The organism is Janthinobacterium sp. GW460-12-1-14-LB5 (assembly GCF_059423585.1).
This window is the reverse complement of record NZ_JBWKYD010000003.1, coordinates 182756-200161: the sequence shown is the minus strand read 5'-3', so window position 1 is coordinate 200161 and position 17406 is coordinate 182756. Positions and strand designations below refer to the sequence as shown.

The 17406-nt window shown below is 65.0% G+C and carries 8 protein-coding genes; all 8 read left to right on the top strand.

All coding sequences use genetic code 11. The features are described 5' to 3' along the window. Window positions 1–16: 16 nt before the first annotated feature. The 8 genes from AC07X6_RS04045 (at window position 17) to AC07X6_RS04010 (ending at window position 17219) form a co-directional block, all read left to right on the top strand. Window positions 17–556, top strand: a complete 540-nt coding sequence (locus AC07X6_RS04045; RefSeq protein ID WP_474292057.1) for a GNAT family N-acetyltransferase — start codon at window positions 17–19, stop codon at window positions 554–556. 438 nt (window positions 557–994) lie between these two features. Continuing rightward, window positions 995–2362, top strand: coding sequence for an efflux RND transporter periplasmic adaptor subunit (locus tag AC07X6_RS04040; protein WP_494790174.1), 1368 nt, complete (start codon window positions 995–997; stop codon window positions 2360–2362). Continuing rightward, window positions 2359–5478: an efflux RND transporter permease subunit gene (locus AC07X6_RS04035; protein ID WP_494790173.1), complete on the top strand. Its 3120-nt coding sequence runs from the start codon at window positions 2359–2361 to the stop codon at window positions 5476–5478. Before AC07X6_RS04040 ends, AC07X6_RS04035 begins: the two co-directional genes overlap by 4 nt. Beyond that, the gene (locus AC07X6_RS04030; RefSeq protein ID WP_494790172.1) at window positions 5475–8726 is read left to right on the top strand and encodes an efflux RND transporter permease subunit; all 3252 of its coding nucleotides are present in this window, start codon (window positions 5475–5477) and stop codon (window positions 8724–8726) included. Before AC07X6_RS04035 ends, AC07X6_RS04030 begins: the two co-directional genes overlap by 4 nt. Continuing rightward, entirely contained in the window at window positions 8723–10153 is a 1431-nt protein-coding gene (locus tag AC07X6_RS04025) for an efflux transporter outer membrane subunit (protein ID WP_494790171.1), read from the top strand. The genes AC07X6_RS04030 and AC07X6_RS04025 overlap by 4 nt, the downstream gene beginning before the upstream one ends. A gap of 128 nt (window positions 10154–10281) precedes the next feature. Then, complete coding sequence (locus AC07X6_RS04020; protein ID WP_230540421.1) at window positions 10282–12864, top strand: chemotaxis protein CheB; 2583 nt, start codon at window positions 10282–10284, stop codon at window positions 12862–12864. Beyond that, window positions 12861–14984 carry a PAS domain-containing sensor histidine kinase gene (locus tag AC07X6_RS04015; protein ID WP_494790170.1) on the top strand — a complete coding sequence of 708 codons (2124 nt, stop codon included), beginning with the start codon at window positions 12861–12863 and terminating at the stop codon, window positions 14982–14984. Before AC07X6_RS04020 ends, AC07X6_RS04015 begins: the two co-directional genes overlap by 4 nt. Window positions 14985–15071: 87 nt before the next feature. Further along, window positions 15072–17219: a S46 family peptidase gene (locus tag AC07X6_RS04010; RefSeq protein ID WP_494790169.1), complete on the top strand. Its 2148-nt coding sequence runs from the start codon at window positions 15072–15074 to the stop codon at window positions 17217–17219. Window positions 17220–17406: the final 187 nt, after the last annotated feature.

Here is a 17406-nt window from a genome sequence, read left to right as displayed (position 1 = left end):
CAGCATGGCAAGCGACATGAGTACACACACTGACGCGGCGATCGCCATCCGGCCGTGCGCGAAGGGCGATGAAGCGGCGCTGGCGCTGGTGGGACAGGCCACTTTTCTTGAGGCGTTCGCCGGCATCCTCGATGGCGCCGACGTCATCGCCCATTGCCAGCGCCAGCACGACGCGCAGCTGTACCGCGACTGGCTGGCGCTGCCGGCCATGCGGCTGTGGCTGGCCGAGGCCACGCCCGGCGGCGCGCCTGTCGGCTACCTGGTGCTCAGCCCCGCCAGCCTGCCGGTGGCGGACCCGCGCCCGGACGACCTGGAAATCAAGCGCATCTACCTGTTGCACCGCTTCCAGGGCCAGCGCGTGGGCCAGCGTTTGATGCAGGCGGCGGTGGAGCAGGCGCGCGCCGGCGGGGCAGGGCGCGTGCTGCTGGGCGTGTACGCGGAAAACCACGATGCGCTGGCGTTCTATGCGCGTTGCGGCTTTGCCCAAGTGGGCCGGCGCACCTTCCGCGTGGGCCGCACCGACTATCAGGATGTCATCCTCGGCATGACCTTGTAAAGCCAGGTAAAGAATCGCTGCCATCCGGCGCCGCCTGAGCACCCGCGTGGCGCCTGGTCAAGCCGGATGGCGGGAGATTTGTAGCGAGTTTGTATCTGCATGCGAGTCGCCCGCGTCACGTGCTCGCCGGGGCGCGGCGCCCCGCAAGCCTGATTTTTTCACCATTCCCCCGCACTGGCGGCCTGCTTGCCGGCCCGCCTGCTCCTCCCATGCCTGCCTGGCTGTGTGTAATTGTTTCAAGTAGAAATGAAACAGTTACATGACTATGCTAGAGTCGTTTCACGCTAGGGAGCGATGTTTTTTCAGCTGACTTTCAGCTCTTGACTCCCCCGGCTGTGTACCGAAACAACCCCGAAAAACGGTCGTCCGGCCTGAGTGTGTTCCACCTCGGCCGGCGCCACAGACTCGCCGTGCCAGCGGCCTATAAAAGGATAAGCGATGGATTCGCAGACAGCACCCCATACCCCGCGGCGCAGCCGCCGCTCGAAAATCGTCGGCACGGTCATCGCGCTGGCCGTGATGGCCGCGCTGGGCGGCGGTGCCTGGTACCTGACCCACTCCGGCGCCAGCGCCCCGGGCGGTGCCGGTGCCGGCGGCCCCGGCGGTCCGGGCGGCCCAGGCGGGCCTGGCGGACGGCGCGGCGCGCCGTCGACCACCGTCGGCGTGGCCACGGCCGTGAAATCCGACCTGCCCGTGGTGCTCGATGCGCTGGGCACGGTGACGGCGGCGTCCACCGTGACGGTGCGCCCGCAAGTGTCGGGTATCTTGAAGGAGCTGAAATTCAAGGAAGGCGGCATGGTCAAGGCGGGCCAGGTGGTGGCGCAGATCGACCCGGCGCAGTTCGAGATGGCGCTGATGCAGGCCACGGGCCAGCGCCAGCGCGATGAAGCGCAACTGGAAAACGCGCGCCTGACCCTGAAGCGCTATCAAACCCTGCTGGGCCAGGATTCCATCGCGCGCCAGGACGTCGATACGCAGGCCGCATTGGTAAAACAGCTGGAAGGCACGGTCATGACGGACCGCGCGGCCGAAGGCACGGCCAGGCTGAACCTGGGCTACACCAGGGTGGTGTCGCCGATCAGCGGCCGCGCGGGCCTGAAGGTGGTCGATATCGGCAACCTGGTGAGCACCAGCGATGCGGGCGGCGTGGTGGTGGTGACGCAGCTGTCGCCCATCGACGTGCAGTTTTCCGTGCCGCAGGATAAGGTGCAGACCATCCAGGAGCGCCTGAATTCGGGGTCGGCCCTGGCGGCGCTGGCGCTGGACCGCACGCGCACGCATACGCTGGACAAGGGCAGCCTGAGCGCGCTGGACAACCAGGTCGACGTGCAGACGGGCACCGTGCGCGCCAAGGCCCGTTATGCGAACGACAAGATGGCGCTGTTCCCCAGCCAGTTCGTCAACGTGCGGCTGGAGCTGGGCAATATCACGGGCGCCGTGCTGGTGCCCGTCACGGCCTTGCGTCACAGTAACAACGGCGACTTCGTGTATGTGCTGAAAGCGGATAAAACCGTCACCGTGCGCATGGTCACGCGGGGCCAGGCCACCACCGACATGGTGGAAATCCGCGCCGGCCTGGAAGCGGGAGAACAAGTCATCACGGAAGGCGCCGACCGCCTGAAGGAAGGCGCGAAAGTCACCTTGGCGGGCGACAAGCCGGCCGGCGCGCGCGGTGCCGGCGGTGCAGCTGGCGCGAACGGCGAACGCCGCCACCGCCGCCAGCAGGCTGACGGCGCGGCCAGCGCATCGGCATCGGCGCCGGCCAGTGCGCCAGCCACGGCGCCGGCGAAGGGCGCAGCGCAATGAGTCCATCGACTCCGTTCATCAAGCGCCCCGTCGCCACGGCGCTGCTGATGCTGGCCATCGTGCTGGCGGGGCTGGTCGGCTTCAAGTTCCTGCCGCTGGCCGCCTTGCCGCAGGTGGATTTCCCCACCATCCAGGTGCAGACCCTGTACCCGGGCGCCAGTCCCGAAGTCATGGGGCAGACCGTCACGGCGCCGCTGGAGCGCCAGTTCGGGCAGATGTCGGGCTTGCAGCGCATGAGTTCCACCAGCGCGGCCGGCGTCTCCCTCATCACCCTGCAATTCACCCTGGGGCAGACGCTGGACGTGGCCGAGCAGGAAGTGCAGGCGGCCATCAACGCGGGCGGCTCGTTGCTGCCGACGGACTTGCCGGCGCCGCCCGTGTACGCGAAGATCAACCCGGCCGACGCGCCCGTGCTGACACTGGCGATTACCTCGGACACGATGCCGCTGACGCAGGTGCAGAACATCGTCAACACGCGCCTGGCGCTGAAAATCAGCCAGGTCAACGGCGTGGGCCTCGTCTCGCTGTCGGGCGGCCAGCGTCCCGCCGTGCGCATCCAGGGCGACACCAAATTGCTGGCCTCGTACGGCCTGGGCCTCGACAGCCTGCGCACGGCCATCGCGGCGGCCAACGTCAACAGCGCCAAGGGCAGTTTCGACGGCCCCACGCGTTCGTTCACCATCAACGCCAACGACCAGCTGGTGACGGCGGAAGACTACAAGCGCCTGATCATCACGTATAAAAACGGCGCGCCCGTGCGCCTGCTTGACGTGGCCAACGTCGTCGACAGCGCGGAAAACACGCGCCTCGGCGCCTGGTCGGGCAAGCAGCCGGCCATCATCCTGAACGTGCAGCGCCAGCCGGGCGCCAACGTCATCAAGACGGTGGACGCCATCAAGGCCCTGCTGCCCGACCTGCAGGCCAGCCTGCCGGCGGCCATGAAGCTCGACGTGCTGAGCGACCGCACGACGGGCATCCGCGCCTCGGTCGAACACGTGGAAATGGAACTGCTGTTGTCCGTGCTGCTGGTGGTGCTGGTGATCTTCGCCTTTTTGCACAGCCTGCGCGCCACCGTGATCGCCAGCCTGTCCGTGCCGATTTCGCTGATCGGCGCCTGCGGCGTCATGTATTTGCTCGGCTACAGCCTGAACAACCTGTCCCTGATGGCCTTGACGATTGCCACGGGCTTCGTCGTCGACGACGCCATCGTCATGATCGAAAACATCGCCCGCTACATCGAGGAGGGCGAAACGCCGATGGCCGCCGCCCTGAAAGGCGCGTCGCAGATCGGCTTTACCATCATCTCGCTCACCGTCTCGCTGATCGCCGTGCTGATTCCCCTGCTGTTCATGGGCGACGTGGTGGGCCGCCTGTTCCGCGAATTTGCCATGACCCTGGCCATCACCATCCTCATTTCCGCCGTCGTGTCCTTGACCCTGGTGCCGATGATGTCGGCGCGCTGGCTGAAAAGCCATGCCGATGAAAAAATCAGCGCCACGGGCCAGCGCATCCAGGCTTTCCTCGACCGCGTGATTGTGCAGTACGACCACGCGCTGGTGTGGGTGCTGAAACGCCAGGGCCTGACCCTGCTCGTCGCCCTGGCCACCTTGCTGCTGACCGTCGTCCTGTACATCACGATTCCGAAAGGCCTGTTCCCCACGCAGGACACGGGGCAGCTGAAGGCGCGCATCGAAACGTCGCAAGCCGTTTCGTACGAACGCATGGCCACCTTGCAGCAGGCCGCCGCCAGCGCGCTGCTGGAAGATCCCGCTGTCGATACCCTCAGTTCCCTCGTCGGCGTCGATGCGGCCAACAATACCATGCTGCACACGGGTAGCATGCTGATCAATCTCAAGCGTCCGCGCAGCGGCAGCCAGGACGAGGTCATGGAACGCCTGCGCAACCGCGTGGCCAGGGTGGCCGGCGTGACCCTGTACCTGCAGCCGACGCAGGATCTGACCATCGATGCGGAATCGGGCCCGACGCAGTACCGCGTCTCGCTGGAAGGGGCCGACACGGCCACCGTCACCGAGTGGGCCGGCAAGCTGGCCGCGCGCATGCGCGAGCAATCGCAGTTGCGCAACGTCGTCACGGATGCGGGCGCCACGGGCGCCGCCGTCACGGTCTCCATCGACCGCGACAGCGCCGCGCGCATGTCCGTCACCACGGCCACCGTCGACGACGCCTTATATAACGCCTTCGGCCAGCGCATCATTTCGACGATTTTCACGGAAACCAACCAGTACCGCGTGATCCTCGAAGCGCAGCCGGGCATCGTCACCACGCCGGCCGACCTGTCGGAGCTGCAGGTGCGCACGGGTTCCGGCAAGTCGACGCCGCTGTCCGCGTTTGCCAGCGTCAGCGAAAAACAGGCGCCGCTGCAAATCACGCACGTGGCGCAGTACCCGGCCACGACCTTGGGCTTTGATACGACGCAAGGCGTGGCGCTGGGCAGCGCCGTCGACGCCATCCGCCAGGCGGCGAAGGACATCGCCTTGCCGCCGTCGGTGACATTGACGTTCCTCGGCGCGGCCGGCGCGTATGAAAATTCGCTGTCGAACCAGCTGTGGCTCATTCTTGCCGCCGTCGTCTGCGTCTACATCGTGCTGGGCGTGCTGTACGAAAGCTACATCCACCCGCTGACGATTCTGTCGACCCTGCCGTCGGCCGGCGTGGGCGCCTTGCTGGCGCTGATGCTTTCCGGGCAGGACCTGGGCGTGATCGGCATCATCGGCATCATACTGCTGATCGGCATCGTCAAGAAGAACGCCATCATGATGATCGACTTCGCCATCGAGGCCGAACGCGATGAAGGGAAAAGCCCGCAGGAAGCCATCCACCAGGCGGCGCTGCTGCGTTTCCGCCCGATTTTGATGACCACCCTGGCGGCGCTGTTCGCGGCCGTGCCGCTGATGCTGGGCTGGGGCGAGGGCGCCGAGTTGCGCCGTCCGCTGGGCCTGGCCATTTTCGGCGGCCTGATCGTCAGCCAGGTGCTGACCCTGTTTACCACGCCCGTCATCTACCTGGGCTTCGACCGCCTGGGCCAGCGCTTCGCATCCAAAACGCGGGGCGTGAACCTGGACAAGCCGGCCGATAACGCGGGGAGTGCCGCGTGAACCTGTCCGAACCGTTCGTCAAGCGTCCCATCGCCACCGTGCTGCTGACCATTGGCATCGCGCTGGCGGGCATCGGCGCCTTCTTCGTGCTGCCCGTCTCGCCGCTGCCGCAGGTCGATTATCCGACCATTTCCGTCAGCGCCAGCCTGCCCGGCGCCAGCCCCGCGACCATGGCCACTTCCGTGGCCACGCCGCTGGAGCGGCGCCTGGGCGTGATCTCGGGCGTGAACGAGATGACGTCGTCGTCGGGCACGGGCTCGGCGCGCATCAATTTACAGTTCGACTTGAACCGCAAGATCGATTCGGCCGCGCGCGAAGTGCAGGCGGCCATTGCCGCCGCGCGCGTGGACTTGCCAGCCACCCTGCGCAGCAACCCGACCTACCGCAAGGCCAATCCGTCCGACGCGCCCGTGATCATCCTGGCGCTGACGTCGAAGACGCGCACGCCGGGCCAGATCTACGACGCCGTGTCGAACCTGGTGCAGCAGAAGGTGGCGCAAGTCAAGGGCGTGGGCGACGTGGAACTGGGCGGCGGCTCGCTTCCGGCCGTGCGCGTGGAACTGCTGCCATATCAGCTCAATCACTATGCCGTGTCGATGGAAGACGTGCGCGCGGCCATCCAGGCCAGCAACGCCAACCGGCCGAAAGGGGCGATTTCCGGCGACGCGCGCAGCCTGCAGATCTACTCGGGCGCGGCGACGGCCTCGGGCGGACGCTCAGCAAACGACTATCGCAGCCTGGTGGTGGCCTGGCGCGACGGCGCCGCCATCCGCCTCGACGACGTGGCCGAGGTGGTCGACGGCGTGGAGAACAACAATACCCTGGGCCTGTTCAATGGCGACCCGGCCGTCATCGTGCTGATCACGCGCCAGCCGGGCGCCAACGTCATCGCCACGGTGGACGGCGTGCGCGCGCTGCTGCCGCAACTGCAGGCGCAGCTGCCCGGCGACATCAAGCTGCAAGTGGCGTCCGACAGCACCAACTCCATCCGCTCCTCGCTGCACGAGATCGAATTCACCTTGATCCTGTCCATCGTGCTGGTCGTGCTGGTGGTCAGCGCCTTCCTGCGCAGCGTGCGCGCCACCATCATTCCCGCCGTGGCCACCATCGTCTCGCTGCTGGGCACCTTCGGCGTGATGTACATGCTGGGTTTCAGCCTGAATAACCTTTCCTTGATGGCGCTCACGGTGGCCACGGGCTTTGTCGTCGATGATGCCATCGTGGTGCTGGAAAACACGCAGCGCCACATCGAGGCCGGCATGGACCGCTTCAAGGCGGCCCTGCTGGGCGCGCGCGAAGTGGGTTTTACCGTGCTGTCGATCAGCCTGTCGCTGGTGGCCGTGTTCATCCCGCTGCTGTTCATGGGCGGGCAGGTGGGGCGGCTGTTCCGCGAATTTGCCGTCACCCTGTCGGCCGCCGTGATGATTTCGCTGGTGATCTCGCTCACGACCACGCCGATGATGTGCGCCTGGCTGCTGAAAAGCGGCCAGCAGCATAAGAAGCCGGGTGCGGTCGCGCGCTGGTTCGAGCGGGGTTTCGAGCGCATGCTGAACGTGTATGAACACTGCCTGGACTGGGCCTTGTCGAGTGCCGCGCTGGTGATGACCATCCTCGTGTTCGTCGTCGGCTTGAACGTGTACCTGTTCGCGGCCGCGCCCAAGGGCTTCTTCCCGCAGCAGGACACGGGCCAGATCAATGGCGGCATGCGCGCCGACCAGAGCATCTCGTTCCAGGCCATGCAGAGTAAATTGCGCCAGCTGGTCAACATCATCAAGGACGATCCGGCCGTCGCCACCGTCGTCGGGTTTACGGGGGGCGGACGGGCAGGGGGCGGCTTCATGTTCATCGACCTGAAACCCGCGTCGCAGCGCACCGACAAGGGGCAGGCCGTGATCGCGCGCCTGCGCCCGCAGCTGGCCAAGGTGACGGGCATCTCGCTGTTCCTCAACCCCGTGCAGGATTTGCGCATGGGCGGGCGCTCGAGCAATTCCACCTACCAGTACACTTTGATCAGCGACAACCAGGCCGACCTGAAGAAATGGGCGGCGAAGCTGGCCGACCAGATGAAGCTGCAGCCGGCCCTGATCGACGTCGACACGGACCAGGCGGAAAACGGCGTGGAAACCTTTGTCTCCATCGACAAGGACCGCGCCACGCAGCTGGGCGTACAGGTGAAGGATATCGACAATGCGCTGTACAACAGCTTCGGCCAGCGCCAGGTGGCGACCATCTACGATGAGCTGAACCAGTACCACGTGATCATGGAAGTGGCGCCCCGCTATGCGCAAAGCCCGGAAGCGCTGCGCTCCGTGTACGTGCCGGCCTCGAATGCGGCGGCCGTCGCGGCCACCGGCACGACGGCGGCGGCCAGCACCACCGTTGCGACGACGGGCGCGGTGACGTCCAGCACGACGGCGGCGCGCGACCCGTCCAGCGGCTCGGCCCTGTCCACGACCCTGGCGCATATGGTGCCGCTGTCGTCGTTCAGCAGCTTTGCCGAAAGCGCGACGGCCACCTCGATCAACCACCAGGGCGGCGAACTGGCCACCACCGTGTCGTTCAACCTGGCCGACGGCTATCCGCTCAGCGACGGGCAGGCGGCCGTGGCCCAGGCGGAGTCGGAAATCGGCATGCCGGTCAACGTGCGCGGCAGCTTCCAGGGTTCGGCGAAGAGCGCGCAGGACAGCAACAAGGAGCAGCCGCTCTTGATCCTGGCGGCCATCGTGGTGATCTACATCGTGCTGGGCATCCTGTATGAAAGCCTGGTCCACCCCGTCACCGTGCTGTCGACTTTGCCCTCGGCGGGCGTGGGCGCCGTGCTGGCCTTGCTGCTGTTCCGCATGGAGTTTTCCATCATCGCCCTGATCGGCGTGTTCCTGTTGATCGGTATCGTCAAGAAAAATGCTATATTGATCATCGACTTCGCGCTGGAGGCCGAGCGTTCGCGCGGCTTGAGTGCAGTGGAGGCGGTGCGCGAGGCATGTTTGCTGCGTTTCCGCCCCATTCTGATGACCACCCTGGCGGCGGCGCTTGGCGCCTTGCCGCTGGCGATCGGTTTCGGCGAGGGGTCAGAGCTACGCCAGCCCTTGGGGGTCGCCATCATCGGCGGCCTGATTGCCAGCCAGTTACTCACATTGCTGACCACCCCGGTGGTCTACATCCTGCTCGACAAGCTGCGCACGCGCAGCGCCGACGAGCAGCAATTGAGCCGCATTCCTGGGCCAGATAACCCGAGCACACAATCATGAAGCAAGTAAAACCTATCGTATCGACCGTCCCCGCACGCCACCTGCTGGCACTGGGCGCGGCCACCGCTTTCCTCCTGCTGGCCGGCTGCGCCGTCAGCCCCGCGTATGAAACGCCCACGGCCGCCGCGCCGCAAACGTTCAAGGAGGCGGCCGGCTGGCAGCCCGCCGTGCCGGCCGACACCCTGGAGCGCGGTCCCTGGTGGACCCTGTTCGGCGACGCGCAGCTGAACCAGCTGGCCGAAGGCATCGACATCTCGAACCAGAACGTGGCGGCCGCCATCGCCTCGTACGAGCAGGCGCGCGCGCTGGTGCGCGAGCAGCGCGCCTCGCTGTTCCCCACGGTGAACCTGACGGGCAGCGGCGCCCGTTCCGGTGGCGGCGGCGAGCAGCAGACGAACAACAACTTCAAGGCGGCCATCGGCGCCTCGTGGGAGCCGGACGTGTGGGGCAAGCTGCGCGCCGGCGTGACGGGCGCCGACGCCAGCGCGTCCGCCAGCGCGGCGGATCTGGCCGCGGCGCGCCTGTCGGCGCAGGGCGAGCTGGCCACCAATTACTTTTCGCTGCGCCAGAGCGATGCGCAGATCGCGCTGCTCAATTCAACCATCGACGGCTACAAGCGCGTGCTCGAGATCACCGGCAACCGTTTTAACTCCGGCATCGCCGCCAAGTCCGACCTGCTGCAGGCGCAGACGCAGCTGGCCAATGCGCAGATCGACCTGTCGAGCCAGACGCGCGCGCGCGCCCAGCTGGAACACGCGATCGCCATCCTGCTGGGAAAAGCGCCGTCCGATTTCAGCCTGGCCGTGGCGCCGTGGACGCTGACCGTGCCCGAGGTGCCGCTGGGCGTGCCGTCGACCCTGCTGCAGCGCCGTCCCGACATCGCCGCCGCCGAGCGCAGGGTGGCCGTGGCCAACGAGCAGATCGGCATCGCCCGTTCCGCCTACTATCCGAGCCTGAACCTGACGGGATCGTACGGTTCCGGCGCCAGCAAGGTGGGCGACCTGTTCAATGCATCGTCGAGCCTGTGGTCGCTGGGCGTGTCGGCCGCGCAAACGCTGTTCAACGCAGGTGCCACCACGGCCAGCGTGGATGCGGCCAAGGCGGGGCATGAGGCGGCCGTGGCGCGCTACCGCCAGACGGTATTGAGTGCCTTTGGCGCCGTGGAAGACCAGTTGTCGGCCACGCGCGCGCTGGCCGAACAGCTGGCCCTGCGCCAGCAGGCATCGTCCGCCGCCGACCAGGTCGAGCAGCAGATGCTGAACCGCTACAACGCGGGCCAGGTCGGCTATACGGACGTGGTGACGGCGCAGGTGACGGCCCTGTCGGCGCGCCGTTCGCTGGTGCAAGCCCAGGCGGACCGCCAGACGACGGCCGTGGCGCTGATCCAGTCGCTGGGCGGCGGCTGGCATGCGCCGCAGGCGCAGTAAGGGGACAGGCTGGCGCGGGCTGAAAAACCTGCGCCAAATTCGCGTTTTCCTGCGCATCTTGAGTGCTAGAATGCAAGATTATCAATTCCCAGCCTGACGGTTTGGCCGTGGCTGCTATCTTGCCGACGATGACACGCAGCAAACACAGCAATTTGTCCGTTCCCGACGTGGCCACCATCGTCTTTCCCGTGGTGGCCATTGGCGCTTCCGCCGGCGGACTCGATCCCATCGTCGCTTTCCTGGCCAACGTACCGCAGGAAAGCGGCATCGCCTTTGTGGTGATCCAGCATCTTGATCCTACGCAAAAAGCCATGCTGCCGGAATTGCTGCAGCGCGCCACCAGCATTCCCGTCGCGGAAATCACGCATCAGTCGGAATTGCGCCCGAACCATATCTATGTGATTCCGTCGAATGCGGATCTGGGCCTGTCCAAGGGCCGATTCGTGCTCAGCGAGCCGCTGCAGCTGCGCGGGCACCGCCTGCCCATCAATGCCTTTTTCGAAAGCCTGGCGGCCGAACTGGGCGAGCTGGCCGTCGGCGTGATCTTTTCCGGCATGGGCAGCGACGGCACGCGCGGCTTGCAGGCGATCAAGCAGGCGGGCGGCCTGACCCTGGCGCAGCATCCCGATACGGCCAAGTTCGACATGATGCCGCAAAGCGCGATTTCCGCCGAAGTGGTGGACCTCGTCGATTTTCCCGACAAGATGCCGGACAAGATCATCACCTATCTGTTCCGCAGCAGTTTCCTCAGCTTGCCGGGCCATGAACCGAACGGCCGCAATTCCCTGCAAGAAATCGTCGCCTTGCTGTCCGAGCACACGGGCAACAGTTTTACCGATTACAAGATCAACACGGTGCTGCGCCGTATCGAGCGGCGCATGAGCTTGTACCAGATGACGTCGATGGAAGACTACGTGCCGTATCTGCGCGCCAATCCCGCGGAAATCGACTTGCTGTTCAAGGAATTGCTGATCGGCGTGACGAGCTTTTTCCGCGATCCGAAAGTGTGGGAATACCTGAAGATGGTGGTGGTGCCGCAAATGCTGGCGGCCCACCCGGACGGGCGCGCCTTCAAGGCCTGGGTGCCCGCCTGTTCCACGGGCGAGGAGGCGTATTCGCTGGCCATGGTGTTCCATGAAGTGGTAGCCGGCATCAACCCGCCGTCGAAATACAGCCTGCAGATCTTCGCCACCGACCTGTCGGCCGACGCCATCGACCGCGCGCGCCAGGGGCGCTTTCCGCACAGCATCATCAGCGACGTGTCCGCCGAACGGCTGGAGCGCTTCTTTGTCAATGACAAGAACGGCTACCATGTGAAGAAAGAGATCCGCAACACGATCATCTTCGCCCAGCAAAACATCATTTCGGACCCGCCGTTCACCAAGCTCGACATCTTGTGCTGCCGCAACCTGTTGATCTATCTCAATGCCAAGCTGCAGCAGCGCCTGATTCCCCTGTTTCATTACGCCTTGAACCGCGATGGGATCTTACTGCTGGGCAGCGCCGATACGCCCGGCCACTTTTCCGAGCTGTTTTCGCCGCTGACCACGTCGACCCGGCTGTACCGCCGCCTCGACAACCTGGCGCGCCAGCGCCTGCCCACGTATTTTCCCACCAAGGTTTCGTTGGCATCCCCCCCCACACCTAGCGACACGAGAGAAGTCAGCATGACCGGAAAGATTCAATCCCATGTCGAGCAATTATTGCTCCAGAAATATTCACCGGCCGCCGCGCTGCTGAACCAGGATGGGGACATCCTGTACATCAATGGCCGCACGGGCGCCTTCCTGGAGCCGGCGGCCGGCAAGGCCAACTGGAATATCCACGCCATGGCGCGCGAAGGCTTGCGCTACGAGCTGGCCGGTCTGATCAAGCAGGCGCTGCAAAGCGAAAGCGTGGTGCGCCTGAAGGGCCTGGTGGTCAAGGACCACCTGGGACAATCGCTGGGCGTGGACTTGAGCGCCGAAGCCCTGAGCCAGCCGGAATCCCTGCGCGGCATGGTCTTCGTCACGTTTTCCAGCGTGCCCCTGGTGGCCGAAGCGCGCCGCGGCCGTTCGCCGAACCCCAAGGTGCTGGAGCTGGAACAGCAGCTGGCGCAGGCGCGCAATGAGATCCAGGCCGTGCGCGACGAGATGCAGACCTCGCGCGAGGAACTGAAATCGGCCAACGAGGAGCTGCAGTCGACCAATGAAGAGCTGCAATCGACGAACGAGGAACTGACCACCTCGAAGGAAGAGATGCAGTCGCTCAATGAAGAGTTGTACACGGTCAATGCCGAGCTGCAATCGAAGGTCGATGATTTGTCGCTGGTCAATAGCGACATGAAGAATCTGCTCAATAGTACGGATATCGCCACCATCTTCCTCGACAGCGATTTGCGCATCCGCCGCTTCACGGCGCCGGCCACGCAAATCTATAAGCTGATCCAGACGGACTTGCGCCGTCCGCTCAGCGACATCGTCAACGACCTCGATTATCCGGGCCTGGAAGACGATGCGCTGGAAGTCATCCGCAGCCTCGTGTTTTGCGAGCGGCAGGTGCCGACCAAGACGGGGCGCTGGTACAACGTGCGCATCATGCCGTACCGCACGATCGAAAACGTGATCGATGGCGTGGTGGTGACCTTCATCAACATCACGGAATCGAAGCTGCTGGAAGCCCAGTTGCGGCAGATGCAGTCCGACGGGGCGGCCGGAGAAAGCGCGCCATGAGCGAACCATTCGACGGCGGCGTGCCGGGCAGGCTGAGGGAGCAGGCCGAACAACTGGCGGCGGAGCAGCGCCAGGCCGTGCCGCCGCAGTCGAATGAAGACGTGATGCGTCAGCTGCATGAGCTGCAGGTCAGCCAGATCGAGCTGGAAATGCAGAACGCGGCCCTGGCCGAGCTGGAGCAGCTGAAGAATGAATTTGAAAGCAGCCGCGACCGTTATGCGGAGCTGTATGAGCAGGCGCCCGTCAGCTATTTTTCGCTGGCGCGCGATGGGCTCGTCACGCGTGTCAACGTGGCGGCGTGCGGCTTGCTGCAGCGCGACAAGAACCAGCTGCTGGGGCGGCGCTTCGAGCAATTCGTCGCGCCCCATGCACAGGGCGGCTTCCGGCGTTTCCTCGACGCCGTCTTCAACAGCGGCGCGCGCCAGGTGCTCGAAGCGCAGCTGTTCGAAGGCGAGGCGGGCGGCACGGGCGGCATGGTGCGCATCGAGGCCAATCTCGACGCGGCCAGCGCCACGGCGCGCATGCTGGTGACGGACCTGGGCGACGAGCATGCGCGCGAATCGGCCTTGCGGCGCGCCTTTGTCATTCTCGACAGCATACGCGAAGGCGTGCTGGTGACGGACAGCGACAACCGCATCATTTCCGTCAACCCCGCTTTCACCACCATCACCGGCTATCAGGCGGAGGAAGCCATCGGGCGCGACCCGTCCTTCCTCGGCGGCGGCACGCATTTGCCGCAGTTCTATGAAGCCATGTGGCGCAGCCTGCACCAGGATGGCAACTGGTATGGCGAACTGGTGAACCGGCGCAAGAATGGCGAACGCTTCGTCGAATCGCTGTCGATTACGCCCATGCGCAGCCAGGATGGCGGCATCAGCCATTTTGTCGGCGTGTTTTCCGATATTACCGAGCGCAAGCTGGCCGAGGCCGATTTGCGCGAACTGCACCGCGAACTGGATCAGCGGGTCGTCGACCGCACGGCCGAATTGCTGCGGGCCAACCAGCACCTGCAGCTGGAAGTGCACCAGCGCGAGCGGGCACAGGAAGCCTTGCGCGACGCCGAGCGCTTCTTTCACGCCACCATCGATTCGCTGACGGACCGGGTGCTGGTGCTGGATCAGGCCGGCAGTATCGTGCATGCCAACCAGGCTTGCCTGGCCTTCGTCGGGCAAATCCCGCGGCCGCTGAATTACCTGGAATTTTGCGAGGCGGACCCGCGCTGGCAGCGCAGCGCCGGACGCGAGCTGGCCGCCGGCATCCGCGCCGTCATTGCCGGCACTGCCGACACGTTTGCGCTCGAATACGAATTTGCCACGCGCTCGGGCCCCCGCTGGTCGCAGGCCCGGACCAGCCGTTTCCTCGGCGAAGGGCCGCTGCGCGTGGTGGTGGCGCACACGGACATCACCGAACGCAAGCTGATGGATGGCGCGCTGCGCCAGTCGCATGCCCAGCTGCGCCAGCTGGCGCTGCACCTGGAAACGGCCAAGGAAGATGAACGCAAGCGCATCTCGCGCGATATCCACGACGAACTGGGACAAAACCTGCTGGCGCTGCGCATCGATATTTCCATGCTCAGCGCGCGCACCGAGGGCTCCCATCCGCGCCTGCATCGCCGGGTCGGCGCCGTGCTCAGCAACGTCGACACCACCATCAAGAGCGTGCGCGGCATCATGAACGAATTGCGCCCGATGGCGCTGGACCTGGGCTTGCAGGCGGCCATCGAATGGCAGGTAGGCGACTTCCGCAAGCGCAGCGGCGTCGCCTGCCGCCTGCTGATACGCGACGAGGCGCTGTTCGCCGCCATCGGCAGCCAGGTCGAGATCGTGCTGTTCCGCATCGTGCAGGAAGCGCTCAGCAACGTCATGCGCCACGCCCAGGCCAGCCAGGTCGAGATCGAACTCAGTTCGGATGCCTGCGCCGTGTACCTGGCCATCAGCGACAATGGCGTCGGCATCACGCCGCAGCAGCAGCGCAAGAAACAGTGTTTTGGCCTGATCGGCATCGCCGAGCGGGTGACGGCGCTGGGCGGCCACTTCGAGGTGGGCTTGCCGGTCTCGGGCGCCGGTTGCCGGCTGGCCCTGCAGATTCCCCTGCAGGGGACGGGACGGCCGGCCACCTGATACGGAAATTGCAATGGGTTAATTTTTGCCGACTCGGCTCTCCTGGACAGGCTATACTTTCGCCTGCTATTCATGGAGGGGCATATCTTGTTCAAAACAATCGTTTTACCAGTCGCCTTGTTGGGCGCGTTCGCCGGCGCACACGCCGACGAAGGGCAGTGGCAACCACACCAGCTGCCACAGCTGAAAGCCGAGCTCAAACGGGTCGGCATCGACATTCCTGCAGAAAAACTCGCCGACCTGAGCAAGCACCCGATGAGCGCCATCGTGTCGCTGGGCGGCTGCTCGGCCGCTTTCGTCTCCGACGCGGGCCTGGTGGTGACGAACCACCATTGCGCGTATGGCGCCGTGCAGCGCAATTCCACGCCGGAACACAATTACATCACCAACGGCTTTCTGGCCAAGACGCGCGCCGCAGAGCTTCCTGGCGGTCCGAACAGTCTCGTGTATGTGACGGACAAGGTGGAGAACGTCAGCGACCGCGTCCTGAAAGGCTTGACGGCCGACATGAGCGGCCGCGCGCGCCACGAAGCCGTGGAAAAGCGCATCAAGGACCTGATCGCCGAATGCGAAACGGACAAGATGTACCGCTGCTCCGTGCCCGCCTTCCACCGCGGCCTCGAGTACTACCGCATCCGCCAGATGATGATACGCGACGTGCGCCTCGTGTACGCGCCATCGGACAAGATCGGCAATTTCGGCGGCGACACCGACAACTACGAATGGCCGCGCCATACGGGCGACTACTCGTTCCTGCGCGCCTACGTGGGCAAGGATGGCCGTCCGGCCGACCCGTCGCCCGACAACGTGCCGTATAAATCGAAGGACTTCCTGGTGGTCTCGGCCGAAGGCTTGAAGGCCGGCGACGGCATCCTGCTGGCCGGCTACCCCGGCCGCACCAGCCGCTACAAGCTGCCGGCGGAAATCCGCTTCGCGCGCGATACGGCTTTCCCCCTGAAAGTATCAGAACTGCAAGCCGACCTGGCCGTGATGGCCGACGCGACGCAGGGCGATGCCGCCGCCGCCGTGCGCTATGCGAGCGTGGTGAAAAGCATCAACAACGTGCTGAAGAAAACCCAGGGCTTGCTCGACGGTTTCGCGCGCAAGGACATCGCCGCCATCAAGGATGTGCAGGATGCCGAATTCCGCGCCTGGTACGCCAAGCAGCCGAACGTGTCGCCTACCCTGCTGGCGGAACTGGACGCGGCGATCGCCAGCGACATGGCCCTGAGCGAAGAAGAATTCGCCTGGTCGGTCGCCACCAACAGCGACTTGCTGAAGAGCGCCCGCACCGTCTACCGCCTGTCGCTGGAGCGCCAGAAAGCGGACGCCGAGCGCGAATCGGGCTTCCAGCAGCGCGACCTGGCTTTCATCAAGGCCCGCCTGGCGCGCCTGGAACAGTCGTACGTCAACAAGGTGGACCAGGCGCGTTTTGAAGCCGGCCTGAAGCGCTATGCCCAGCTGGCGGCGAAGAGCCATCCGCAAGGCCTGGACGCGCTGCTGCCGGCCCCAGGCGCCGTGGCGGCCCTGTACCAGCAGACGCAACTGGCTGACACGGCCAAGCGCCTGGCCTGGCTGGAAAAGGACCAGGTTGCCGTGGCCCGGTCCGACGACGCCTTCATGCAGCTGGCCATCAAGCTGCAACCCGTGGAAGCGGCGCTGGAAGAGCGCCGCAAGGAAATCGACGGCAACCTGGAACGCGTGATTCCGCAATACATGCAAGCTGTGATTGCCTGGAAGAAAACACAAGGCAAGCCGGTGTATCCTGACGCCAACTCGACCCTGCGTGTGACCTACGGCACGGTCTCGCCGTACTCGCCGCGCGATGGCATCACCAAGGGACCGTTCACGACCGTGGAAGGCATCGTCGAGAAAGTCACGGGCAAGGCCCCGTTCGAAGCGCCGCAAGGCTTGATCGACGCCGTCAAGCAAAAACGCTACGGCCAGTTCCGCGACCCGGCCCTGGGCACGGTTCCCGTCAACTTCCTGACCAGCGCGGACACCACGGGCGGCAATTCCGGCTCGGCCGTGATGAACAAGCGTGGCGAGCTGATCGGCCTGAACTTCGATTCCACGTATGAATCGATCACCAAGGACTGGTACTTCGACACGGCCATCACGCGCGCCATCCACCTCGACATCCGCTACATGCTGTGGGTGATGAAGGAAGTGGACCACGCGGATAACTTGCTGCAGGAAATGACGGTCAAGTATCCGAAAGCTACCAAGAAGTAATCTTCAGCTTGCGCTAGCGCAAAGCCGCATCCGCCTCAGGGCCGATGCGGCTTTTTTGCGTATGGCCAACTATTTTGAGTTCCATCAATATGCCAGCGTCCGCCATGGTTAGCATGAACCAGGGAGACTATGCGATGGAGGCAATATGGATGATGGCGAGCTGGCAGCCGATCTTGCGCGCCTTTTC